This is a genomic window from Bacteroides faecium (assembly GCF_012113595.1).
Taxonomy (GTDB): Bacteria; Bacteroidota; Bacteroidia; order Bacteroidales; family Bacteroidaceae; genus Bacteroides; species Bacteroides faecium.
The window spans coordinates 6,340,440-6,366,132 of the sequence record NZ_CP050831.1 but is presented as its reverse complement, the minus strand read 5'-3'; the positions used below and the strand labels follow the sequence as shown (position 1 = coordinate 6,366,132).

Genomic DNA, 25,693 nt, shown 5'->3' with positions numbered 1-25,693 from the left:
GAAACTATTCTGACATTGATAGTTTCCCCTTACTTTTGGCAAACAATTTGTTTATATAGATAGTGAGTAATAATTAAAATGAAAAGTATATGATGTCTTATTGGGTATTATTTATTGGAATTGCCGTAGTAAGCTGGTTGGTACAGATGAATTTGCAGAACAAGTTCAAGAAGTACTCCAAGATTCCTACTGGAAATGGCATGACAGGACGCGACGTAGCTTTAAAGATGTTGCATGACAATGGAATTTATGATGTACAGGTTACACATACACCGGGTCAGTTGACCGACCACTACAATCCCACTAATAAAACAGTGAATTTGAGTGAAGGGGTCTATGAAAGTAATAGTATAATGGCGGCTGCCGTAGCAGCTCATGAATGTGGACACGCTGTGCAGCATGCACGTATGTATGCTCCATTGAAAATGCGTAGTGCATTGGTTCCGGTTGTGAACTTTGCGTCTTCCATTATGACATGGGTTCTGTTGGGTGGTATCTTGCTGATAAACTCTTTCCCGCAATTATTGTGGGCGGGTATTATCCTGTTTGCCATGACTACACTGTTCAGCTTTATCACGCTGCCGGTGGAAATCAATGCAAGTAAGCGTGCACTCGTTTGGTTGAGTTCGTCCGGCATCACCAATTCACGCAATCATGCACAGGCTGAAGATGCTCTTCGCTCTGCTGCTTATACGTATGTAGTTGCTGCGTTAGGTTCATTGGCTACGTTGGTTTACTACATCATGATTGCAATGGGTAGAAGAAACTAAGAAATGAAAAAAGAGAGTATGCGGGTTTTGAACGGCTCTCTCTATAAAAAAACAAAGCGTCTCCATAGCCTTAACAAATGCTATGGAGACGCTTTGTTTTTTATATGCTGAATTTTTATTATGCCTGCTATTCGTAATAAGTATATTCTCTTTCTTCGTATAATACAGGTTTATCATCAATAAACTTAATGCGTTTTTTCCAGTTCCCGTGCTTGTCATTATAGAATTTATATACGAATTTAACAGGCGGTTCATTGTTTATTGCTTCTGTGCCGGAAATAACTTCGCCACGGGTACTGTATTGATAAGTATAACTTCGTTCGTTTTCGGGAATGCCTATTTTTTCCTCAACGATTCTGCCTTTGGCGTTCCATATACGGGTTATCGGTTGAAACTCCGTCCCCTTGGCGTCTGCCGGGGCTACCAATATTTGTTTCATAATCAAATTACCGTATGGGTCATATTGCTTGCGGACATCACTATATTTTGAACCGTCTTTGCCGAAGCATAATTCTGCAATACAATTGCCTTCTCCGTCATAGCGGAAAATAGTCTTGCGCAGCATTTCATTGTTGGCGTCCATTAGGGATTTGCTTTTCACCCTGCCGTCATCATTGTATGTTAACAACGAAGTACTTTCTATTTTGGCATTGGGTAGTTTTTCTATTTCCTTCTCTACGTTTCCATTAGCGTCATATACATATTCGGTAGTACTTTCCGGTATGCCTGCGTCCGAGAAATGTGAAACCATTGTCTTTCGTCCGTTCTTGTCAAATTTGCAAATAAAGAAATAACCTTTCTTCTGTCCTCTGTTGATGATGTCGGGGCCGTTGGGAAGCGCTATGTACGAAGTCTGGTGTACGGTTTTCACTTTCCCTTGGAGTAACAGTTCTTTCCAGTCCGTATCTTCCGCTCCGGCATATTCGATGGCACGCATGACGATATATTCAGGGTTGGGACCATTGTATTCCATACGTTTAATCCAGTTGCCGTACTGGTCATAGGATATGTCCACTCTTTTGCTTTTGGGAGCTTTATATCGTGCAAACTTCCCTTCCGAATAGGGCTTTAACGGTATTGTGTCTTTTTTAAGCAGCTCCCGGTTGCCGGGGTTGCCATTCCTGTTCAGCGTACTTTCTTCAATGACTTCCGTGACCTGCCCTTCATCGTTGTAGAAGATATTCACCGCTTCACGGTATGTTCTTTCTTTGGGTTCTCTTGAAGGAGAGTAGATTACTCCCGCATGGATTCTTTGTATGATTAGCCCGGCTTCGTTGCGTATGATGGTGTCTATTCCTACTACAGTCCGTTGGGCATTAAGTTTCTTCTTGCCGTCCATCCTGCCTTGTGCGTCATAATGGTATTGATAGACATCGCTCACTCCGCCTTTTTTGATAGAAGCGATGACTTCCTCTACTATATTCCCGTCTTTATCGTAAACGAAGATAATCTTACTGTCGGCACTACCGTCCGGCTTTAGTGAGTTCTCTGCTATCTTCCTTCCGTTGCGGTCATATCTTACAAAATGAATTTGGTCGACAACGGCACCCGCTGTCCATGCGGTATCTTTTTGTATGGCTTGATGTACCGTAGTGCGGGTACTTTTGAAAGGCGGGGCATCCTGGATATTGTTTTGTGCCAGTATCGGCATTGCTAAAAGTGAAGCAGTAATAAAAAGAATTTTCGTCTTTTTCATTGAGCAAATAGTAGTTGTATTCATTCTATTTTCGGTCTTTAAAGTTTCCAAAAGTGTTATGCCGCTATCTGTTTGAACAGTTTTGCATAACTTAGGGTGCAATATTGAGCATTTTTTCAGATATATGCAAGCGTTGCTCGGAAATTTGCAGTAAATTTGCGCAATTAAAATTATAAACAGTAATATTATGGCAGCAAAACCAAGTATTCCTAAAGGAACTCGTGACTTTTCGCCGGTAGAGATGGCGAAGCGTAATTATATATTCAATACGATTCGTGACGTATATCATTTGTATGGATTCCAGCAGATAGAGACTCCTTCGATGGAGATGCTTTCTACGTTGATGGGAAAGTATGGCGATGAAGGGGATAAACTACTCTTCAAGATTCAGAATTCGGGAGATTACTTTTCCGGGATAACTGATGAAGAACTGTTGAGCCGCAATGCTGCCAAGTTGGCAAGTAAGTTTTGTGAGAAAGGGTTGCGTTATGACTTGACAGTGCCTTTTGCACGCTACGTAGTGATGCATCGTGATGAAATCACTTTCCCGTTCAAACGTTATCAGATTCAACCGGTATGGCGTGCCGACCGTCCGCAGAAAGGACGTTATCGTGAATTTTATCAGTGTGACGCGGATGTGGTAGGCAGTGATTCTTTGCTGAATGAAGTAGAGTTGATGCAGATTGTCGATACGGTGTTCAGCCGTTTCAATATCCGTGTATGCATTAAGATTAATAACCGCAAGATTCTTTCCGGTATTGCTGAAATTATCGGCGAATCGGATAAGATTGTCGATATAACCGTTGCCATAGATAAACTGGATAAAATCGGTTTGGATAACGTAAATGCCGAGTTGAAAGACAAAGGTATCAGCGATGAGGCTATCGCTAAATTGCAGCCGATTATTCTTCTCAGCGGAACGAATGCGGAAAAACTAGCCACATTGAAGAACGTATTATCTGCCAGTGAAGTGGGACTGAAGGGAGTGGAAGAAAGCGAATTCATACTGAATACATTGTCAGCAATGGGATTAAAGAATGAAATCGAACTTGACCTGACTTTGGCTCGCGGACTGAACTACTACACAGGTGCTATTTTTGAAGTAAAAGCACTGGATGTACAAATCGGTAGTATCACAGGTGGCGGCCGTTATGATAACCTGACCGGTGTGTTCGGTATGGCAGGAGTGTCGGGTGTCGGTATCTCTTTCGGTGCAGACCGTATCTTCGATGTATTGAACCAGCTCGAACTTTACCCGAAAGAAGCAGTGAACGGAACGGAAGTTCTATTTATCAACTTCGGTGAAAAGGAAGCTGCCTTCTCTATGGGAATCCTGGCTAAAGTACGCGCAGCCGGTATTCGTGCAGAGATTTTCCCGGATGCTGCCAAGATGAAGAAACAAATGAGCTATGCTAATGCAAAGAATATTCCGTTTGTAGCTATTGTCGGTGAAAACGAGATGAACGAGGGTAAAGCAATGCTGAAGAATATGGAGACAGGAGAACAGAACCTTGTTTCGGCAGAAGAATTGATTGCTGCTGTGAAGAAATAAGCAGAGATAATAGATAAATAAGGATATAATAAAAAGGTGTCGTTGACTGTAGAATCAGCGACACCTTTATTCTTTTCAGGGATTACAAATGACGTTCCGGATATAACTCATTCCACCATTCGGGACGGTCTTGCAGCCAGCGTGAAAACCAAGCCATGATAGAATTGTGCCATTTGATACGCTTATCGTAATCAGAAATGAAATGGTTTTCACCATCTACTGTGATAAACTCTACCGTCTTGCCTAATATCTTCAGTGCATTGAAAAGCTGGATACTTTCCCCGATAGGTACATTCGTGTCGGCAGTGCCATGCAGTAATAACAACGGAGTGTTAATCTTATCGGCATTGAACAGAGAACCTTGTTTAGTGAACAGTTCCGGATTCTTCCAGGGATAGCTGTCGGCAGCCGCAATCGCATTGTATGAATAGCCCCAGTAGCCTTCTCCCCAATAACTGGTCACATCACTGATACCTGCGTGAGATATGGCAGCAGCGAAAATGTCGGTTTGGGTTTGCAAGTATTGAGTCATGAATCCACCGTAAGAAGCACCGATACATCCGATTCGTTTCGCATCCACAAACGAGTGTTCTTTGCAGAATTGCTTCGTGCCTTCGATAATATCATCGGCAGTACGTTTTCCCCAGGCATTGACGTGGCGGGCAGAAAACTCTTGTCCGAAGCCGATAGTACCGCTAGGCTGAATGACATATACTACATAATCACGTGAAGCGAACAATTGTGCGCAATATGGACTCCCGATGCCACGTGTTGTAGGAGTGGTTCCACCATAATAATAGACAATCATAGGATACTTCTTATTCGGGTCGAAGTCGGGTGGGAGACACACTTTGCCGGTGATAACCGTTCCGTCTGAAGCGGTGAAGTTCCAAGGCTCTGTTTTGCCTAATTCTATTTTATCCAAAATCGGTTTCATCGGGTCAGCCAACAGGCGGGAAGTCTTTTTCTTTATATCATATAGATAGGCAACCCCTGAACTTGTATCCGATTGACCGATATAGGCGGCAATAGCCGGATTATATTCAGATAAGCTGAAAGCGCTGATAACATCCTCTTCAAGGTTCAGTTTCTCGAAGTTACCGTTTTTCGGAGAATAGCGGTAAATGTTCTTGCAGTCACCATCATCCGTATTGAAATAGATGCATCCGTCTCCGCGATTCCATTGAAGCGGACTTACGGTAGGGTTGAAGTCTTTGGTTATCGGCTGTATTTTGCGGGTAGCCAAGTCCATGATAAAGGCTTGCGTATCGAAATCATTAGCTATGGGATGATTGCCGCAATTCTTACCGATGCCGCCGAATGCTTCGGGACTTGCGGTCAGTAACAACTGTTTTCCGTCCGGTGAATAGCTGGCACCACCCAGGAACCTTTCGTTCCGGAAAAGAGTATCTACTTTCAGAGTCTCTAAATCTACGATATAGAGAGAAGACAGGGAGAAAGGACGTTGAGTGATATTTTCTTTGGAAGTGCTGTATATCATATACTTTCCGTCAGGAGAAATATCCTGTAGATAAGTACTGTGATTACCATAAGTCAGCCGTTCGGAAACTCCGTTGGCTACGTCATACTTAGCCAGGAAACTACGTCCCCGGGTATTTGGAATACGGTCTGCCGGACTTACAATACGGCGGAGAGCGCCTTCTTCCTTTTCCCCTTCTTCCCTGGGATAGTAAATAAGGAAGTCTTCATTGGGCGACCAGGTGAAACCTTGTTCGGGTATTCCTTTTAAAATCACTTCTTCTTGAAGGGTGGCGGGATTGAGGGCAATTACGTCATTTCCGCTTAGTGCCGTAACGGTATAATACAACTTGTCACTTTTCGGCATCCATCGCATGCCGTCTCTTGCGTTGTCCAAAAGAACCTTTCCGGTTTTTAAGTCGCTGAGTTTGCAATATGTGCGTGAACGTTTGGCGGAATGATTATCCCAATAGCGGGTTAATAAATACTTCCCGCTCGGAGAAACGGCGACAGAGATTGTCCGGTTTCCATACACTGTATTGTCGAGTGAGAAGCGTTGCTTGGCATCGGGAGTAAGCGTGCAGGCGATTTCCTTGAATTTATCGTCTTTAATCAATTCGCATTTCAGGGTAGGGGCTGCTTTGTCTTCCGGGGCGGAAAGCAGTTTGAAAGTAATTTCATAATCGCGTTCCGGCTCCATAGTGATGGCTATTTCGCGGGAAGAGGCGGAAGTTATACTGTCTTCGGCAGCGTCTTTCGTCTGTTTGGAAACTCCGTCAATAAACATTTCCCAACGGACGGGAGAAGTTACTTTCAGTTTTCCTTTCAGGAAACGTTCTGCACGTATTTGTGTTTTAAACAAGTAGAGTTTATTGTTTTGCCCTGCTTTTTCCAAACTTAGATAGCCTGCCGTATCAACAGTCAATGTTTGCATCTGTGCGTCCGGTAAGTCCAGTACTACCGGAGTTTTGAGCAACATCTTTACAGAATGTTTTTCTCCTTTCGGATTAATGCTGTCGTTCATGATAGGGGTACGGATTTCGATAGCATTTCTTACTTTGTACTCTGTCAGTTTCTCTTGTGCCTGTACTTGAAAAACAAGCCCGGTCGCCAGAAAAATGGTAAAGACCATTCCTTTCTTTTTCATGTGTTGTAAATTAATAAAGAGGTTAATAATAGATTCGAACAAATGTAAGGATTCTGATTTTAGCATACAACTAAATAGCTTCCTTTTTAGTATTCTATTTGACTAAGTATTCCATTGAGATAAGCAATGGCTACTCCGTAATTCGTCATGGGAATATGTTGCTCCTGTGCACGGTCGATACGGCTGAGTACATATTTACGATTAAACATACATGCTCCGCAATGGATAACCAAAGAGTAAGGAGTCAGGTCGTGGGGGAAATCCGTTCCGCTAACTATGTCGATTTGCAGTTTCTCACCGATTCTCTTTCGTAATAAATGCGGAAGTTTCACTCTTCCTATATCTTCGGAAAGGGGAGCGTGCGTACAGGCTTCCGCTATCAGTATGCGTGACGATTCCGTCAGGCTTTCAATGGCGGCAGCGCTTTCTACATAATAATGAATATCCCCCTTGTATCCGGCAAAGAGAACCGAGAAAGAAGTCAGTTTACTTTCGTCCGGTTTCTGTTCATAGACAGTTCTAAAGACTTGCGAATCGGTGATGATTAACTTCGGCGGGCGGGCGAGAGCCTGCAAGGTTTCCGATAGTTTGTCAGTGGTACAAGTCATTACAAGACATTTTTTATCCAATAGTTCACGGATAGTCTGCACTTGTGGCAGGATAAGCCTGCCTTTAGGTGCTTGAATATCCTGCGGCATGACTAGCAATACGAGGTCATTCTCTGCGACAAGAGCTCCGGTGATACTTTGCTGCCCGAAGTCCGAAGGAAGTTTTTCAAGAATCGCCTGTCGGATTTCCTCGATTCCTGTCCCTTCTTTTGCACTGACAAGCAACGGGCGTATGTTGAATTGCCGCTCCATATGTGCAACTAGTTCAACGGCATTTTCACGAACATCCATCTTGTTCAGTATCAGTATAACAGGAATATTCTTCTCTTTCAGTTGCTTCAACATTTCGTGTTCGCAGGAAAGCGTATCATCTTCACAAAGCAACAAGGCAATGTCCGTCTTTTCAATCGCTTTCAATGTCCGGGCGATACGCATTTCTCCAAGTTCCCCCTCGTCGTCGAATCCCGGAGTATCCATAAAAAGACAAGCCCCGATGGCGTGAACTTCCATTGCTTTGGAAACAAGGTCGGTCGTTGTCCCGGGCGTATTCGAGACGATTGCGGTATCCTGTCCTGTCAATGCGTTGATAAGAGAAGACTTACCACTGTTCCGTCTACCGAAAAGGGCTATATGAAGTCTGTTGGCATTTGGAGTATCTGTTAGGCTCATATTCTTTCTATATTTTAATTAGTATCCATCCGCATGGAAATTTGGCAGGGCACCTTGCCCTAAAACCTAAAGTCTCTTTTGCCTTCGGCGATGGCTTTAAGATTCCGGATAGCTATTTCTCTGATTTTAGGGTTAGGGATCCGTTCCGTTTCATTCAGAATAAGTTCCAAACCTTTTTGGTGTGTATCTTCCGAAGCATAATCTTCCAGGTATTCTTTCAAAGTCATTAAGGCATTCGGAGCGCAACAATTGGCTATCTGGCCGGATTTGACTAAAGACATAAAACGGTCGCCCGTTCTTCCTTCCCGATAACAGGCTGTGCAGAAACTGGGGATATAGCCAAGTTCGAGCAACCAGTTGACTACTTCATCCAATGTCCGTGTATCGCTGACATCGAACTGGGCAGAATTATTATCAGGCAATTCTTTTTCTGCATATCCGCCCACACTGGTACGCGAACCGCCGCTGATTTGCGAAATACCCAGTTCGAGCACCTTCTTCCGGGATTCCTGTGACTCACGGGTGGAAATAATCATTCCCGTATAAGGAACCGCAATGCGGATTACAGCTACAATCTTGCTGAATATCTCATCGGAGATAGCATTCGGGAAATCTCCCGCGTCAATATCATCTGCCGAGCAAATGCGCGGAACGCTAATCGTATGCGGGCCTACACCGAATTTGACTTCCAAATGCTCCGCGTGCATCAACAAACCTGTAAAGTCATACCGGTAAGTATTCAGACCGAATAGTACACCTATTCCTACATCGTCAATTCCCCCTTCCATGGCACGGTCCATGGCTTCGGTATGATAAGCGTAATTGCTTTTCGGGCCGGTGGGGTGGAGCGTTTCGTAGTTTTCCTTATGGTAGGTTTCCTGAAACAAGATATAGGTGCCGATGCCCGCTTCTTTCAGGCGACGATAGTTCTCTACCGTAGTGGCGGCGATGTTGACGTTTACCCGCCTGATTGCACCGTTCTTGTGCTTGATGCTGTAAATCGTCCGGATAGATTCAAGGATATATTCTATCGGATTCAGTGACGGATGCTCTCCGGCTTCGAGAGCCAGGCGCTTATGTCCCATATCCTGCAAAGCAATCACTTCCCGGCGGATTTCTTCCTGTGTCAGTTTCTTGCGTGCGATAGTCTTGTTCCTGGCATGATACGGGCAATATATACAACCGTTTACGCAATAATTCGACAAATAAAGCGGTGCGAACATCACGATGCGGTTGCCGTAAAACTTCTGTTTGATTTCTTTGGCGAGATGAAAGATACGTTCTATCAGGTCAGGTTGGTCGCATTCCAGCAGGACGGCTGCCTCACGGTGGGTCAGTCCCTTGCACAGGGCAGCCTTTTCAATAAGTTGTTCAATCAGTACACGGTTATCCTTGTTGTTTTGTGCGTATTCCAGTGTATCCAGAATCTCTTCGTGGTGGATAAACTCTTCTGCTTTTGATGAATCTGCTTGGTACATCATAATTCTATTGTATTAAAGTCTCCTCTTTCGGTGGAAATCTCGTAGCCGATGGCGTTCAGTTGCTTTTGCAGCACGGCCAGTCCTTCGGCGGATTCAGCTCCGAGTGAAGCCTTGTCATTGTATAATTCATATTTCTTCCGTTCTTCCCGGGGGGACAGATTGGGCATGACTACATTCGCTCCTGCCAATATACCCCGTTCCCTGCCGTCAGGAGTCAGCGTGGCCAAAGCCGTTGTTGCCGGAATCAGTGCGGACGGATGCATCAGGCGGAAGATGGATAATAAAAGAAGGGTCTGCTCCACCGTGCCGCCGGGATATTCGGCAAAAGGCGTGTCATAGTGGGGCAGGAAAGGGCCGATACCAATCATTTCAGGACGAAGTCTTTCTATAAACAGAATATCTTCGATGATATGCTCCACCGTTTGTCCGGGGCTGCCGACCATGATTCCTGTTCCCGTCTGATAACCGATATCCTTTAAATCCTGCAAACATTGCAAACGTCGTTTGCCGGACATTTCTGCCGGGTGCAGTCGTTGGTAATGCTGTTCGTTGTGGGTTTCGTGACGGAGCAGATAGCGGTTAGCGCCTGCCCGGAAGAAACGTTCGTACACGTCGCGCGGCTTTTCACCAAGCGACAGGGTGATAGCGCAATCCGGATAATTCCGACGGATGGCAGAGACTGTTTTTTCTATCCGGTCGTCCGTCAGAGCAGGGTCTTCTCCGCCTTGCAATACAAAAGTACGGAACCCCAAGTCATAACCTTGCTTACAGCAATCCAGGATACTTTCCCCGGTCAACCGGTAACGCTCGATAGCCGGATTCCCTTTTCGGATACCGCAATAATAACAATTATTCCGGCAGCAGTTGCTGACTTCAATCAGGCCACGGATATAAATCTTGTTTCCGAAGTGAAGCAGGCTCACTTCCCGCGCCTGTCGGTTGATGTAGCGCAGGGTTTCTGCGTCACATCCAGTCAACAGTTGCCGGAATTCTTCCTGCCGGAGCGTTCTTTCCTTCCGTAATTTATCTATCCATTGTTTCATAGCTCTCTTTCCGTTTGAGAAGCTCCTGTGCCAGTTGGCGACGTCCTGAAACAATGTCATTGTGCGTACTTGGGCCGGTGATACATCCACCTTCGCAAGCCATCACTTCAATAAACTGCCCGGCAGCTTTTCCTGTCTTGGCACAAGCACGTAGCAGAGCTATATTCTTCTTGTTAATGTCCGATACCTGTATCGCATTAATTTTCTCCGCTTCCTCTTTCAGATAAGCCTTGACCGCTCCCATCACACCGCCTGCCTGGGCAAAACCGTGTGCTTCGCGGACGGAAGTATGCAATACGGAAAACTCCTGCACCTGCTCCAACTGAATACCCAGTCCGTCGAGGATAGAACCTACCTCTTCAAATGTCAGAATGTAATCCACGGCTTCATCGCGACGTACCTCTTTGCGTTTAGCTACGCAAGGGCCGACGAATACGATTTTTGCATCCGGATGCTTCTCTTTGGCAATCCGTGCCGCATAATACATCGGTGAGCCGGTGGTGGATACATAGGGTTTCATACCCGGAATATGTTTCTCCACCAATTCTATATAAGAAGGGCAACAGGAGGTAGTCATGAAACTCTGTCCCTCTGCCAGTTTCTCCAGCAATTCATGGGCTTCGTTGCTGGTAGTCGACATGGCGCCTTCGGCTACCTCTATTACATCAGTGAATCCTATTTCTTTAAAAGCGCCATATACCTGTCCGATGGAAGTCTTGAACTGTCCGAGAATAGACGGAGCAATGATGGCGACCATCTTTTCTCCTTTCCGAATCCGTTGCAATACATCGAAAGTCTGTGAAATCTCAAAGATAGCACCGAACGGGCAAGCATTCATACACTTACCGCAATAGATACATTTACTTTCGTCAATGTATTCTGTACCATTCTCGTCTTTGCTGATAGCCTTTACCGGGCAAGATTCTTCGCAAGGCACAGGGATATACACAATGGCATGATAAGGACAGCTTTTGTGACAAATGCCGCAACTGATACATGTGTCATGGTCAATCATGGCCTGACCGTTTTTCTTGAATCGTATCGCGTCCTTCGGGCAGTTCATGTAGCAACTGCGGGCTACACATCCGCGGCAAAGGTTCGTAATTTCATAATTGATTTGTACGCAGGAAGAACATGCTTCGTCAATGACGCACATGATATTTTCCTTGTCCGGTTCGGGACGGCTCAACGCCATGCGTGCGTAATCGGAAAGCGGAGTCACTTCGTCGTGTTCGTCTGTCATGTCCAGTCCCATCAGCGGAAAAGTCTTGTATCTCCACACCGCCCGTTCTTTGTGTACGCAGCAACGTCCCAGCGGTTTTGATTTCCGCGGACTCAGCTCAATCGGGAGTCGGTCTATCTTTTCTACTAACTGGTCGTTTTTCCAGAGTCTAACAAGGTCAGCCAGCAATTTGTGCCGGACAATCATAATATTATTCGTAAATGCCATATTGTAATAAAGAGGTTGTTAGTTAGCTGGTGCAAAGATACGAACAGAATTTCAATATTTAAGTCTTTTGTAACATTCTTGTCATTTTTTTGTAGCCCGTCGCGTGTTATCTTTGTAGTAGACAAAAAAGGAGAGGAGATAGAGGTATGAACAGCAGTATTTTTGAACAACGCAGCAGGTTTGCAATGATTGGTGCGCTGATGGTTATTATCAGCTTGATGTTTTTATTCTATATGGGAAGTTCTCTGGTTAGTTCGACCAAGAAATACCTGGAACAAATACAGGGGATAGAGATTACCTGTATCGACATAGACGAATAAAAGATAGAAAACAGAAAAAGGTGCGGTATTCCGGTGAAAATCATTATTTTTGTCGGAATAAAAACGAAACCTTATGGAAGAAAAGAATAAAGCCTGGAAAACGGTAAGTAGCAAGTATCTATTTCGCCGTCCATGGCTGACTGTACGCTGTGAAGATATGTTGCTTCCCAACGGAAACCATATCCCCGAATATTACATTTTGGAATATCCCGACTGGGTGAATACGATTGCCATCACGAAAGAAGGCAAATTTGTATTTGTCCGCCAGTACCGTCCTGGAATCCAGCGAACCTGTTATGAACTTTGTGCCGGTGTGTGTGAAACCGAAGATGCTTCGCCATTAGTGTCCGCCCAGCGTGAACTGTGGGAGGAAACGGGCTATGGAAAAGGAAACTGGCAGGAATATATGGTGGTTTCCGCCAATCCGAGCACTCACACCAACCTGACACATTGCTTTCTTGCCACAGATGTGGAATTGATAGACCATCAGCATCTGGAAGATACCGAAGACCTTTCCGTTCATTTGCTCACCTTGGAAGAGGTAAGGAGCCTACTCGAAAATAATGAAATCATGCAGTCACTGAATGCCGCTCCGCTTTGGAAATATATGGCTGGTTTATAATTTAAAATCATCATATAGCATCTCCCCAAAAAATAATTTTATGATTTTACCCTCATACCCTCATAGATTCACCAAACCCCTTTATTCATCGGTGTTACAACTATGAGGGCAGGCTGCGGTTGCACCCTGATAGTAAAAGTTACTCTCATACCAATTTTACGAATATTCAAGGTACTCACACATAGAACACGTAAGCAATCACTGTGTGGCATCCTTTGCTCGGACTTTTTCATGGCTTGAAACAGTTGGTTTCACGGTGAGAAACACTTTGTTTCAAGTAATGAAACACTTTGTTTCTACCCTTGAAACAGTTAGTTTCAAGCCTTTGAAACTAAAGTTTCAAGGGTTGGAAACTAAAGTTTCAAGGCACGAAACTGAAACTTTCCCTTGTTGAAACTTCTGTTTGCACGTGGGCTACAGATTGTCTGCCTGTATAAACAGATATTTTCTGTGTAGATTTGGTCTTATAATGGAATAGATTACAATAACTTCACCTGTACCTATTATCTCGTTCAACCTGTAACTTTAAGTAGCATTACTCCGTTTATCAGTCATTTTACATCACTTTTTATGTGTTAATACCTGGTTTCTCAACTATTAATGGTTGAAGTTTAGGGTGTTAATGCTTGAAGGAATAACTGTTAATACCTTGTGTTTCAGGTATTAGCATCTTGGTATTCGTTCGAATGGGTATGAGGGTAACTTTTACTCTCAGGGTGCTATTATAGCCTGCTCTCATAGCTGGAATGCCGATGAATAAAGACTTTGAGATGATTTATGAGGGTGTGAGGGTAAAATCATAAAATTATTTTTTTGGAGATGCTTCTATAAGTTAAAATAGAATTAGCCTATTAATGTACAAAGATTGATTAACCCGAATGCATACGGAAAAAGCTCCAATTATTCCAATACAAAAACAACAGTCTCATTCACGGGCGCCCAGTCATAAATGAATTTGGCGTGCGAGGTTGCATTTCGCACACACATATGCGAGCGGGGTGTCGTTCCCAATGACGGACTGTATTCTATCAGCGTCTTGCGCGGCGCATTGACAGGTACTCCATGAATATAGGCCCCATCTGTGAAACGACTGGCATAAGGCGCATAACCGCCTGTCTCTTTCGAACCGTCTTTGAGAAATACCATTTTGACTTTCTTTTCCTGTAATACAAACATACCTAAAGGAGTCTCCTGCGCATACGGCGGAAGGTGGCGTCCGGTAGTGGAGGGATTCATGCTGCGCACTATCCATTCCCCTTTTCCGCTGCGTTCAAGAGAGGTGATATTCTGATTGTGCCGGTCTACGAAAACAGCATTGTTGAAAACAATCGTATCTCCGATAACCTTGACATATTTCTTGGGAATCATCCATTCATCTCCCGTAAATATCGGCTCCGCTTTGACAAACTTTTCTCCGTCTTCTATAAAACGGGTCAGTTCACCGTCCTGTCCGTAACGCTCGGGAACGAGTGTGTCCGTCAGTAGATAGAGGGGAACGGATTGGTAGCGTTCTACTCCGAGAGTATCTGCCACCCGTCCGTAAGCATTTCTCTTGAAATTCCTTACAAGGGGAGCTTCCCCGTTCCTGTTCTTATAGTTCTGAAGAATAGCCCATGTGGTGGGTTGTAGCTGTATATTCTCAAGCAAGGCCAGCCGTTCTTTTATTTTATCCCATTGAAACTGTCGGGTAGTATCTTTATAAGGATAGGTGTCATCCAGTGTGTATTTGTCATAGAGTAAATCTTTGGTGATATGTATCTGCTCCCCTGTCAGCTTTTCAACGACAGGTTTAGCGGCGGTTTCAGTAATCGTGTCCTGCATTAATGAATCCGATGGCTGGATTTCGGCAGACGAAATCTCTCCTGTACGCGAATTACAGGAGCAGAAGATGCAAGAGGCGATAAATATGCCGGATGCTATTTTATTCATATTATTAGTACAATGCATTAAATGGTCTGTTTACGAATATACGTCATTATAAGGAATAAACCTTTTATTTTGTTTAAAAAGTATAGAACAAATATACTTTTTTGCCATAAGGTATGGGTTGTCAGTCATTTTGTCAGTCAATTTCTGACAAAGAATCATTTATCTACTTTGGCACGCTTTTCGCAATGTCTTTAGCGTTCCGCCTGAAAAAGACGGATAACATCTACCATATAAATGTATAACTAAAATATAAAAAAGTAACTATGAACATTAAACCATTAGCAGACAGAGTGCTTATTCTCCCTGCACCTGCAGAAGAAAAAACAATTGGTGGTATCATTATCCCTGATACAGCAAAAGAAAAACCTTTGAAGGGTGAAGTTGTGGCAGTAGGTCACGGTACGAAAGACGAAGAAATGGTATTGAAAGTAGGCGATACGGTTCTTTATGGTAAATATGCCGGAACAGAACTTGACGTTGAAGGTACTAAATATCTTATCATGCGTCAGAGCGATGTTCTCGCTGTTTTGGGTTAATTAATAATAGTAAATCATAAATCTTTAAATAGTAAATAAAGAGATGGCAAAAGAAATATTATTCAATATCGACGCCCGCGACCAATTGAAAAAAGGTGTTGATGCTTTGGCAAATGCAGTAAAAGTAACTCTCGGCCCGAAAGGACGTAACGTTATCATCGAGAAGAAATTTGGTGCTCCTCACATCACAAAAGACGGTGTGACAGTAGCAAAAGAAATCGAATTGGCAGACGCTTACCAGAATACCGGTGCACAGTTGGTAAAAGAAGTTGCTTCCAAAACAGGTGACGATGCCGGTGACGGTACAACAACTGCAACCGTTCTCGCTCAAGCTATCGTAGCTGAAGGCTTGAAGAATGTAACTGCCGGTGCCAGCCCGATGGATATCAAACGTGGTATTGACAAGGCTGTTGTCAAAGTGGTAGAATCTATTAAGAATCAGGCTGAAACTGTAGGTGACAACTATGACAAAATCGAACAGGTTGCTACCGTATCTGCAAACAACGACCCGGTAATCGGTAAATTGATTGCTGACGCTATGCGTAAAGTTTCTAAAGATGGTGTTATCACTATCGAAGAAGCGAAAGGTACTGACACTACTATCGGTGTAGTAGAAGGTATGCAGTTCGACCGTGGTTATCTGTCGGCTTATTTCGTGACTAATACGGAAAAGATGGAATGTGAGATGGAGAAACCTTACATCCTGATTTACGACAAGAAGATTTCTAACCTGAAAGATTTCTTGCCTATCCTCGAACCGGCTGTACAGACTGGTCGTCCTCTGTTGGTAATCGCAGAAGATGTAGATAGCGAAGCGTTGACTACTTTGGTAGTAAATCGTCTGCGTTCTCAGTTGAAGATTTGTGCAGTGAAAGCTCCGGGCTTCGGCGACCGTCGTAAAGAAATGCTTGAAGATATCGCTATCCTGACAGGTGGTGTTGTTATCAGCGAAGAAAAAGGCCTGAAACTGGAACAAGCTACTATCGAAATGTTGGGTACTGCCGACAAGGTAACTGTTTCTAAGGATAATACTACTATCGTAAACGGTGCCGGCAACAAGGATAGCATCAAAGAACGTTGCGAGCAAATCAAGGCTCAAATCGTTGCAACCAAGTCTGACTATGACCGTGAGAAATTGCAGGAACGTCTGGCTAAATTGTCAGGTGGTGTAGCTGTTCTTTACGTAGGTGCTGCTTCTGAAGTGGAAATGAAAGAAAAGAAAGACCGCGTAGACGATGCATTGCGTGCAACTCGTGCTGCTATCGAAGAGGGTATCATCCCGGGCGGTGGTGTAGCTTACATTCGTGCTATCGACTCTTTGGAAGGAATGAAGGGTGACAATGCCGATGAAACAACTGGTATTGGTATCATCAAACGTGCCATCGAAGAACCGCTTCGCGAAATTGTTGCCAACGCTGGTAAAGAAGGTGCGGTAGTTGTTCAGAAAGTACGTGAAGGAAAAGGTGATTTCGGTTACAATGCCCGCACGGACGTTTACGAAAACTTGCACGCTGCCGGTGTGGTAGACCCTGCTAAGGTTGCCCGTGTAGCTTTGGAAAATGCAGCTTCTATCGCTGGTATGTTCCTGACTACTGAATGTGTTATCGTAGAAAAGAAGGAAGACAAACCTGAAATGCCGATGGGCGCTCCCGGAATGGGAGGTATGGGCGGAATGATGTAATTCCGGTTTCCTTTGAATGAATATAAAAGTCGCTTTCGGATTTCCGGAAGCGACTTTTTTGTTATTAACTTCCCTAAAACTTTAAAGATTCTACTTTTGTTTGTTATCTTTGCATATCACTGTGATATAGAAGTAAAACATATCTATATGGATAAAATAGTAGAATTGTCTGTAGAGAATTTCAAGGCTGTAAAGAAAGCTGATATAACATTGAATGGGATAACGGTAGTATCTGGTATTAATGGTTGTGGAAAAAGTAGCTTGTCACAACTGTTGTACTATTCGTTTTATTATGCGAATCATTTTGATGAAATAGTAGATTCTATTTTAAATGATGAATTGCTTCGTTATGTTGAAGTTTTAAGGCAAATAGAAAGAGAAGTAAATGGTCTTACATTTGTCGATTCTATTATTTTACGTCATGTTTCTGTTATAGATAAAAAGAAATATCTGCAATATGTAGAGAATTTGTTTGCAAGTTTTCTATCTTATAGAGATAATGCATACGACAAGAACGATGAGAATATAATGAATTCTTTTAGACGTATTGTTCGAATTATTAAAAATATGTTTGATGATTCATTAGATGATTTAGATAAATTGTTGAGACTATTTTATAAAGATGTTGAAGAATTATTTGATTGTGCATTAAGGGATAAAGAAAAACGACGATATTTTTTACTGTACTATTATCTAGATTTCTATTTGAAAGGTGTATATCCTCAGAAATGGACGATTCGGGAATATGGGGTTTCTTTTGTAGGTGAGAATACGCAGTCTGTTCCTCTACTTCATTATATAAGAAAGGTTGCCTATATTGATACCCCAATGATAGCAGGAAGCCAACTTATTGGTGGTAAAGATTATTGGGAGAAGTTAGCGACTTTGTTGAATGATAATTCTCAAATAGGGAAAAAAGTTCCTTTATATAAGAATATTACCCAAATAATGGAAGGTGAATCTCTTGTAGAAGAAGATGACGTTCGTAATTCTAAATTGTCTTATAAAAGAAGTGATGGAAAAATCTTTGATTTGAAAGATTGTGCTACAGGAGTAAAATCATTCTCTATTTTACAACTATTATTAAAGAACGGCTTCCTTCAAAAAGATACGTTACTTATTATAGATGAACCGGAAGCACATTTGCATCCCCAATGGATAGTTGAGTATGCACGGATGATTGTATTGCTTCATAAAGAAATTGGAGTCAAATTTTTTATAGCAAGCCATAGCACGGATATGATAAGTGCTATTCGGTATATTGCTGCCAAAGAGGAAGTTCAAGATAGCTTAAACTTTTATTTAGCCGAGGATTCGGAAGAAACTCCTTATGAATATACTTATCGTGCTTTAGGTCTTGACATAGACCCGATTTTTAAATCATTTAATAAATCCTTTGAAAAGATTGACGAGTATGGAGTTTTCGAATAAGTTGCAATGTAAGTGCCTTTCGATAGACTCTTATTGTTTTTCTGAGGAATTCATGAAGCAGTTCTCTGCTTTTTATGTTAGTTTGACTGATTTATTAATTCGTGAGGGAGCTTCAAAGAAGATACCTGATTGCAAAAGGAGTATTTTGGTGATTGATGTTGACCGATGGGAAATAGAACAGGCGAAGAAGCAACGTCGTTGCTTGAATAGCACAATGGATTTTGTGGCATTACTCAATAATAAGAGAATGCTTTTGGCAGATGCTAAGTTCAGAGTGGAAACTAATGAACTGAATTCATCTTTTGTTCAAGATATAAAAGCTAAGTTAGTCTATACCAAACCTTTGTTCTATGCTCATCTACCCATTCATGAGAAAATCATTTTATTATTTCAAACTAAGAAGGTAGAGCAATGCAGAAATAGGATAAGACGATTGATGAATAATAAGTCAGATATTGAAGTGATGGATATTGCTGATTTCTATGATAAGTATGTTATGTGAAAAAATGCTTGAAACCATAAATGTAAGAATCGCTTTCCCGGGTAAGGGAAAGCGATTCTTTGTCTAAAAGATATTCTTTTTTCTGCTTATTGATATTCTCTGTGTAATTAATCTATTCTATAAAGTAATATTTATAAAAACATCCGAACTTTATATTTTGTTTCTCTATTTGTATTCTTGATGCCAAGAATACTTCGTATATTTATAATCAAATTTATTAATAAAAAGTGAGATGTTGAAAGTATTAACATTTATGAAGCAAGTAGCCAACGGGTTACAGGTGGAGGGAAACTTTGGTACTGCGCACGTCTATCGTAGCAGTCTGAATGCCATCATTGCTTATCGTGGGAAAAGCGACTTTGTCTTTAGTGAAGTGACTTCGGAGTGGTTGAAGGGATTCGAAGTTCATCTTCGTTGTCGTGGGTGTAGCTGGAACACAGTTTCCACCTATATGCGTACCTTCCGTGCAGTTTACAATCGTGCGGTCAATCTTCGGAAAGCTCCTTATATTCCGTATCTGTTTCGTTCCGTTTACACCGGGACGCGTGCCGATCATAAACGTGCCCTGACTGATGATGATATGAAGAAGGTCTTTGTTAATTTGTCCCGGAAGGCGGGAGTATCATTGCCTGTACGTCAGGCTCAAGAGTTGTTCATTCTGATGTTTTTGCTTCGTGGTATGCCGTTTGTCGATCTTGCCTATTTGCGCAAGATTGATTTGCGGGATAATGTGATAACATATCGCAGACGTAAAACAGGGCGTTCTTTGTCGGTGACACTGACTTCAGAAGCAATGATTCTGATAAAGAAATACATGAACCGTGACTCTTCTTCGCCTTATTTGTTTTCGTTTTTGAAAAGCCGTGAAGGGACAAAGGAAGCCTATCGTGAATATCAGTTAGCATTGCGCAGCTTTAACCAGCGATTGATGTTATTGGGAGAATTACTGGGATTGGGAGATAAACTAAGCTCATACACCGCCCGCCACACTTGGGCTACGACAGCTTATTATTGTGAAATCCATCCGGGTGTTATCTCCGAAGCGATGGGGCATTCATCTATCACGGTGACTGAGACTTATCTGAAGCCTTTTCAGGATAAGAAAATAGATGAAGCAAATAAACAAGTACTTGATTTTGTGAAACGTGCTGTTGGTGGCGTAAATGCCTGAAAACTATTCTGTTACTTCGTAGGTAACGGGAATGAATTCCGGTGCAAATATGAGCATATTTCTTAAAACAACCAAACTAAATCACACATTTTTTCTAATAAACTACACAAAACAAGAACAAGACAGTTAAAACACGCGGATTCTTTGTATTAGGGCTTTGTTAACTTCTAAATTTTGCAATAGATTTCCCTCCCCTCTGCCGCTTATCAGAAGCAGGGGTAAAAATGTTTCATCGCATATCGTATCATTTTTCAGTATTGACTACTCTAAAAGAGCAGGACAAAGGTTTTCCCGTTACCTACGAAGTAACGGGCTGTCTATTATTGAAACTTAGTGTTTAATAATATATTATTAATGTAATTTTTAAGTAGTTATGAAAAGAAAATTTGTAAAAGTGATGTTCTTCGGGGCGCTGGCACTTTCTACTGTCACCTATGTAGGTTGTAAAGACTACGATGATGACATCGACAATCTGCAAACACAGATTGACGCAAACAAAGCTAGCATTGTCGATCTACAGAAATTTGTGAATGAAGGCAAATGGGTTAAATCCGTTGAAGATGTTGCTGGAGGTTTCAAGATCACGTTTGATGATGGAAAGTTTTATTCTATCATTAACGGTACGAATGGAACTAACGGTACTAATGGAAAAGATGGAAAGAATGGTACTGTAGTTACTATTGGTGCTAATAACAATTGGTTTTTTGATGGAATAGATTCTGGCAAATCTGCTGTTGGTCTTAAGGGAGAAGATGGCAAAGATGGAGTAAACGGTAAGGATGGAGTAAACGGAAAATCTCCTCGTATTAGTTCTACTACCGGATGCTGGGAAGTTTATAACACAGAAACAGGAAAATGGGATTCTACAGGTATAGTAGCTAATGCAACTATTTATATTACTGAAGTTACTGGTAATCCTTTGATCTGGAAACTTTATGTACGTGAATTGAAGTCTGACGGTACTTATGCTGAATCTTCTGTAACACTTCCTAAAGCAGGTTCTATTGTTAGCATGGATGCTGTTAGTGTAGATGCTAATGCAAAACTGACACTTGGAAGTACTATTACATTATATTGCGGAAAAAACAAATACTAAGGTTGATTTTAATGGTCATAAGTATGAAGCAAATGAAGTTCTTGTCGCTTCTGGGGCATCTAAAATGCAAGCTTTGATTAATCCGGCAGATGTAAATGTACAACTTTATAATATAGGTTTAACAGACTCTAAAGATAATCAGTTCTTCCAAATTCTTAAAGGAAGTATTCAGGAAAATATGACTGAAAAACCTTTATCTCGTGCTGCTGGTGATAAAACAGCTAATAAAGGTGTTTATGATATGAATGTCACTTTCAATAAGGATGCTGAAAACTTTGATTTGGCAAAGATTCCTACTAAAGGTTCTTATGCTCTTACTACTCATGATCCTTTTGGAAATGAAATTATTTCTAAGTATGATGTGACAATTAATGTAGATCAGTCAGCTCCAACTTTGAATGATGCTATCGCGGAAGCAATCATTAATAAAGCGTATGATTTGAATGGATTGATGACTGGTGCTGATAAAGTTGTTGATTGTAAGTATTCTTTGGCTCTGGATGCTACTAAACCAACTGAATTGGAAGCAAAAGATATTACGTTGACAGGATCCACCATTACTGCTAAAGAAGCAGGAACGGCTACTCTTAAAGTAGAATATCTGAAAACGGATGGAACGGTGATTAATTTGGCAAATGCTCCTAAATTAGAGATCACATTTAAGTATCAGGCTGAACCTGTAGCTTTGGGTACAGTGAAATGGACTGTAAATGCTGCTCCTAATAATACTGCTGACATTGCTCTTACTGACGAGTTGAAAGCACTCTTCAATAAGACGGCACAATATACATTGGATGCAAATCCGACTATCGGCTTTAAGAGCGATGTGAAGGTGAATGGAGTTAATGTGACTTATGACTCACAGAGTATTAAACTTGAATTGTTTGATAAGAATGCTAGCGTATCGGGATCTACAACTAAAGATTGGGTGATTCGTGCAACCTTTACACCTAAATATGTTTGTGCTACTACACATACAGTTTCTGTCAATGTCAATAATGCTAGTGGTTCACCTACATTAGGCAACGAAGTTGCAAAAGTTCTTAACTTTGAGATTGTAGTTAATCCGTTCGAAGGATTTAAATGGGACGGAAGACGTCTGGGTGGCTACTTTGACGGTAATAAAGGAACTGCAACCGGTGTTATAAGTGGAACAGGTGCAAATCAGAAAGTTACTTATAACTTATATGGTTTGTATTCTGCTGAAACTAAGAGCGATGCAGCATCTTATATCAAGTTTGATGAAGAGACGCCTCTTCCAGAAGGCTTTACTAGCTGGTTTGCAAATGGTGGAAGTAAAACTACTGGTGATATCGTAGTTGCAAAAGCTCCTGCCAAAGGTGGTGTAGGCGTTGCTCGTACTATCAAAGCTATTTATAGTCCGTTTAATAATAGTAGATTGGAAAATATTACAGATGAAATCAGTCTGACTGTTGTTTCTGGATTAGGAACTTTGAAATATAGTGGCACAAATAAGGAAATCAAGAATGAAAGTGGTACAACAATTAAGGCTGACGAATTTAAAATCGCGGACATAGCTAATGGTAAGGATCTTGCATTGAAAGAAGCTAAAATTACTTTAGTTTGGACTGGTGACAAGAATGCTCAAGACTATTTGGATATGGCGAATTTGTCAACTTGGAATGTTCAAAGCAATAGTACATTGACTGTGAAGAAGAAAACTTCTGCAAAGATTGTAACAGCTCAAACTTGTAAACTGACCTTGACTGCAACTGATGAATGGGGTGTAACTCATGCAACAACTGTAACAATTGTAGTCAATAAATTTGAATAATAAAAATCAAATCCTTCTTCACCTTGTGTGAAGAATACGCCGAGAAGAAACAGAGTGAAGGATTTGGCTTGTGAAAGTCAATCCTTCCAATTCTGTTCTTCTTATAGAAAGGGATACCTCCCTTATTTCCCACAGGCATCCCTTTTTTGTCTCAGGTATCTTCTTTATTGCGCTAGAAACAATTTGCTAGTCCCTTATTTCCCTAATGATAAGGAGATATCTTGAGAAAACAAAAGCCCGGGCTTGTGAAAGTCCGAGCTTTTTATCTTTTATTTATCCGATAGAATCTGCTGAAAGTTTTCATCATACAGCCCCACTAGTAGGCTTTGTCCTTTATCATCCACTTTCAAACCACCATATTTTGCATTTTGATAAAGAGTATCCTGTCCCTCTTCAAAGAAGAAAGATTCGGCACCGAGAAATATCCGCCTGTTTACTATTTTGTATTTGATAGCTATCTCGTTATCATTCAAAGGTGTTAGAGCATTCTGTAATCGTATAAGTTGACCTGCCTGATTACTGTCCGTTTGGAGTATAGCATAACCGCGCGTGGCAGTCTGCTCATCTATAAAGTCTGACGAAGATGAGTTTATTTCGTAGTTGAGTCTCATGTAGTCCCCTTGCATGAGAGAACGAGGGTCAACGGGAGCTAAGTGTAATAACACTAGCTGTCCATCCTTCAAAGTCTGTTCTTTCTTGAAAACTGACCAGTTGAAGTATCCCAGTAGCAATATAAGATTTGCAATAATCAATATCCGACTATATTTTTTCATGTCTTATTCTTTTTTGAGTGAAGAAATACCAGGCTGCAATAAAGGAAATTCCAATAATGAATAACGTGATAGACTTAATAAGTAAGCTTATATTCAAATCATAGTAATATTTGGAAACAGCATAGATAAAGAGAAGGAGTGAGGCTGCACACTCTGCTTTATAACCATAATGGAAACATATCAGAATCATCAATAAGCTACCGGATAAATAAGGGGCAAATATAGTGGGCAGACAGATGACGATACAAAGAATATAGATGCCGACCTGATGTACCGGCTTATCTACTTGCATAACTTTCATAATCCGTTGAACCATGATGAGAAGTCCTGTCCATATAAATACAGACAGAATGCAGGATATAATCCAATAATTCATATCCTGTGTCAGATAATTGATTGATAGTCCACTCATTAAAACAAGACAAGAAACGAATAGCCCGTAGTGGAATGGCATATATTTGGAAAAACTATTTCCTAGTCGGGCAAGCAGTTTCACTTCGAAAAGATTGGTGAACAGGAATGCTGCCATAACAGGAACTACTGCAATTTGCAGAGGATAGGAAGAAGAAAAGATATGAGTTATTTCTCCAAAGAAAGATATAATAAACGCAATCACTGAAAGGAAGGGCAGAATGAAACCTTTCGACAACTTGAAGGTGAGCATGCTGATTCCTATAAGTACAATGAAAAGTATATTCATATAATCACTAAGCCCAAAGCCAACCAATACGCATCCTGCAATATATAAAGTGATATTCATAGCATCCAGGAAAGACCGGATGACAAGACGGCTGATTGTTAATGTAGTAATAATTAATAAACTCCCGACTAACAGGCACGAAATTTCGGAACTTAGGATTCGGGCAAGTGCAAGAAATCCGAGAAAGAAGATAGCAGTCAGTATTCCACCGATGATGGATACGACTTGAATTGTAAGATTATGCTTCTGTGCCATACCACTTCTTTTTTAGTTGAAGAATAATGTAGATAAGCAAGGTCGTTCCAGTGATAACCATCATTCCTGAGAAGAAGAATAGATTGACATCTCTCAAATCGCTGTGACATATGAATGCAGTCAATAGAATCATCAATGTCGCAAAAGGAATAGTAGCCAGATAGAACAGATTCTTTTCTTTCCACCCAAACCATAGTCCAGCAGAGAATATAAGAATTGTACTTATGAGTGAAACGATTATAGCTTTTTCTTCGCAGATGGTTGCTATTGCAAGCGAGCTGGCATCTGATATCGCCAGCATCGTAAGATAACAGGTGTGCACAATGGTAGCTAATGAAAGTAGACTAACGAACCAGCGATTCTGCTTATTCAGGCTGCCTTTTATACTCATCCATTCTGTAATGACGGTTGCCGAAGCGCATATCCAGGTTACTGCATTGGCAAGTAAAATCATTTCCCATGAGCCGCGAGCGGCAATCTGTATATTATACAGCCATATCGTCGTACAAAGTAATCCGATAAAAGTCAGCCATAACGGAGCAAAACGGATGGCAACCGCCCAAAGGATAGTAAAAAGTGTCCAACCCAGGAAAAGGTCGTAGGCATCAGCCCCCGTCTGATAAATTTGCCCGAAGACGGCAAAGAGCGTACCTGTCAGGAAAGTCGCTCCTGTAAGAAGAATCTGTTTGACGAGCCTGTTCCATCGGGTGAATACGGCAAGCAAGACGGAAGCTACTAATAATACTTCTACGATTCCCAGTTTTGCAAATTTAGGCAGGTCGTTCCAGTTATAGGCAAAGAAAAAAATGATGCCTGATACGGTAAAACCAATACCCACTGCCAATAAGAAAATGGATAGAAACCGGTTCCATTCCTTTTTATTTGCGTATAGAGCTTGTCGTGACAAGGGTGAAGAGTCAGTCTTTTCCATATGTTTCAACTTTTAGATGATTACAAACATAAGAAAATAAAATGATAATCACCCTT

General features: G+C 41.7%; 21 protein-coding genes. 11 read left to right on the top strand and 10 right to left on the bottom strand.

Translation table 11 applies throughout. The features are described from left to right. Positions 1 to 89 precede the first annotated feature (89 nt). A complete protein-coding gene (locus BacF7301_RS24120) occupies positions 90 to 770 on the top strand; it encodes a zinc metallopeptidase (RefSeq protein WP_167966758.1) in 681 nt (226 codons plus the stop codon). Between the two features lie 127 nt (positions 771 to 897). On the opposite strand, the gene BacF7301_RS24115 is transcribed toward BacF7301_RS24120, so the two are convergent. Beyond that, positions 898 to 2,466, bottom strand: a complete 1,569-nt coding sequence (locus BacF7301_RS24115; protein ID WP_167966757.1) for a hypothetical protein — start codon at positions 2,464 to 2,466, stop codon at positions 898 to 900. A 187-nt stretch (positions 2,467 to 2,653) separates the two neighbouring features. On the opposite strand from BacF7301_RS24115, the gene hisS reads away from it, so the two are divergent. Continuing rightward, positions 2,654 to 4,018 (top strand): histidine--tRNA ligase, encoded by a 1,365-nt coding sequence (hisS, locus tag BacF7301_RS24110; RefSeq protein ID WP_167966756.1) that lies wholly within the window; start codon positions 2,654 to 2,656, stop codon positions 4,016 to 4,018. 82 nt (positions 4,019 to 4,100) lie between these two features. Here the strand turns inward: hisS and BacF7301_RS24105 are convergent, their stop codons facing one another. From BacF7301_RS24105 to BacF7301_RS24085, 5 genes are all read right to left on the bottom strand, one after another. After that, positions 4,101 to 6,629 (bottom strand): alpha/beta hydrolase family protein, encoded by a 2,529-nt coding sequence (locus BacF7301_RS24105; protein ID WP_369805664.1) that lies wholly within the window; start codon positions 6,627 to 6,629, stop codon positions 4,101 to 4,103. Positions 6,630 to 6,730: 101 nt separating this feature from the next. Next, positions 6,731 to 7,921: a [FeFe] hydrogenase H-cluster maturation GTPase HydF gene (gene hydF, locus BacF7301_RS24100; RefSeq protein WP_167966754.1), complete on the bottom strand. Its 1,191-nt coding sequence runs from the start codon at positions 7,919 to 7,921 to the stop codon at positions 6,731 to 6,733. Between the two features lie 59 nt (positions 7,922 to 7,980). Then, positions 7,981 to 9,399, bottom strand: coding sequence for a [FeFe] hydrogenase H-cluster radical SAM maturase HydG (hydG, locus tag BacF7301_RS24095; protein ID WP_167967293.1), 1,419 nt, complete (start codon positions 9,397 to 9,399; stop codon positions 7,981 to 7,983). Continuing rightward, positions 9,399 to 10,445, bottom strand: coding sequence for a [FeFe] hydrogenase H-cluster radical SAM maturase HydE (gene hydE / locus BacF7301_RS24090; RefSeq protein WP_167966753.1), 1,047 nt, complete (start codon positions 10,443 to 10,445; stop codon positions 9,399 to 9,401). The genes hydG and hydE overlap by 1 nt, the downstream gene beginning before the upstream one ends. Next, positions 10,426 to 11,895: a 4Fe-4S dicluster domain-containing protein gene (locus tag BacF7301_RS24085; protein WP_167966752.1), complete on the bottom strand. Its 1,470-nt coding sequence runs from the start codon at positions 11,893 to 11,895 to the stop codon at positions 10,426 to 10,428. Before BacF7301_RS24085 ends, hydE begins: the two co-directional genes overlap by 20 nt. Before the next feature lie 146 nt (positions 11,896 to 12,041). Here BacF7301_RS24085 and BacF7301_RS24080 point away from each other — a divergent pair, with 146 nt between their 5' ends. Both BacF7301_RS24080 and BacF7301_RS24075 read left to right on the top strand, forming a co-directional pair. Further along, on the top strand, positions 12,042 to 12,215 hold the full coding sequence (locus tag BacF7301_RS24080) for a hypothetical protein (RefSeq protein WP_167966751.1): 174 nt from the start codon (positions 12,042 to 12,044) through the stop codon (positions 12,213 to 12,215). A gap of 73 nt (positions 12,216 to 12,288) precedes the next feature. Next, positions 12,289 to 12,837 (top strand): NUDIX hydrolase, encoded by a 549-nt coding sequence (locus BacF7301_RS24075; RefSeq protein ID WP_167966750.1) that lies wholly within the window; start codon positions 12,289 to 12,291, stop codon positions 12,835 to 12,837. A 900-nt stretch (positions 12,838 to 13,737) separates the two neighbouring features. Here BacF7301_RS24075 and BacF7301_RS24070 read toward each other — a convergent pair. After that, entirely contained in the window at positions 13,738 to 14,784 is a 1,047-nt protein-coding gene (locus BacF7301_RS24070) for a L,D-transpeptidase (RefSeq protein ID WP_167966749.1), read from the bottom strand. Positions 14,785 to 15,029: 245 nt separating this feature from the next. Between BacF7301_RS24070 and BacF7301_RS24065 the strand changes: the two genes are divergently transcribed. The 7 genes from BacF7301_RS24065 to BacF7301_RS24035 all read left to right on the top strand — a co-directional run bounded on the left by BacF7301_RS24065 (position 15,030) and on the right by BacF7301_RS24035 (position 22,978). Then, a complete protein-coding gene (locus tag BacF7301_RS24065; protein ID WP_004314007.1) occupies positions 15,030 to 15,302 on the top strand; it encodes a co-chaperone GroES in 273 nt (90 codons plus the stop codon). Positions 15,303 to 15,345: 43 nt separating this feature from the next. Next, complete coding sequence (groL, locus tag BacF7301_RS24060; RefSeq protein WP_167966748.1) at positions 15,346 to 16,983, top strand: chaperonin GroEL; 1,638 nt, start codon at positions 15,346 to 15,348, stop codon at positions 16,981 to 16,983. 147 nt (positions 16,984 to 17,130) lie between these two features. Next, entirely contained in the window at positions 17,131 to 18,414 is a 1,284-nt protein-coding gene (locus BacF7301_RS24055; protein WP_167966747.1) for an AAA family ATPase, read from the top strand. A gap of 52 nt (positions 18,415 to 18,466) precedes the next feature. After that, positions 18,467 to 18,916 (top strand): hypothetical protein, encoded by a 450-nt coding sequence (locus BacF7301_RS24050; protein ID WP_167966746.1) that lies wholly within the window; start codon positions 18,467 to 18,469, stop codon positions 18,914 to 18,916. A gap of 232 nt (positions 18,917 to 19,148) precedes the next feature. Next, positions 19,149 to 20,087, top strand: coding sequence for a tyrosine-type recombinase/integrase (locus tag BacF7301_RS24045; RefSeq protein ID WP_167966745.1), 939 nt, complete (start codon positions 19,149 to 19,151; stop codon positions 20,085 to 20,087). Positions 20,088 to 20,460: 373 nt separating this feature from the next. Next, positions 20,461 to 21,183, top strand: a complete 723-nt coding sequence (locus BacF7301_RS24040; RefSeq protein WP_167966744.1) for a PL29 family lyase N-terminal domain-containing protein — start codon at positions 20,461 to 20,463, stop codon at positions 21,181 to 21,183. Further along, complete coding sequence (locus BacF7301_RS24035; RefSeq protein ID WP_167966743.1) at positions 21,140 to 22,978, top strand: hypothetical protein; 1,839 nt, start codon at positions 21,140 to 21,142, stop codon at positions 22,976 to 22,978. The genes BacF7301_RS24040 and BacF7301_RS24035 overlap by 44 nt, the downstream gene beginning before the upstream one ends. Before the next feature lie 269 nt (positions 22,979 to 23,247). On the opposite strand, the gene BacF7301_RS24030 is transcribed toward BacF7301_RS24035, so the two are convergent. The 3 genes from BacF7301_RS24030 to BacF7301_RS24020 are packed head-to-tail and all read right to left on the bottom strand — an operon-like array spanning position 23,248 to position 25,637. Next, a complete protein-coding gene (locus tag BacF7301_RS24030) occupies positions 23,248 to 23,751 on the bottom strand; it encodes a GDYXXLXY domain-containing protein (RefSeq protein ID WP_167966742.1) in 504 nt (167 codons plus the stop codon). Next, positions 23,738 to 24,706: a DUF4401 domain-containing protein gene (locus tag BacF7301_RS24025; RefSeq protein WP_167966741.1), complete on the bottom strand. Its 969-nt coding sequence runs from the start codon at positions 24,704 to 24,706 to the stop codon at positions 23,738 to 23,740. The genes BacF7301_RS24030 and BacF7301_RS24025 overlap by 14 nt, the downstream gene beginning before the upstream one ends. After that, positions 24,690 to 25,637 (bottom strand): DUF2157 domain-containing protein, encoded by a 948-nt coding sequence (locus BacF7301_RS24020; protein ID WP_167966740.1) that lies wholly within the window; start codon positions 25,635 to 25,637, stop codon positions 24,690 to 24,692. The genes BacF7301_RS24025 and BacF7301_RS24020 overlap by 17 nt, the downstream gene beginning before the upstream one ends. Positions 25,638 to 25,693: the final 56 nt, after the last annotated feature.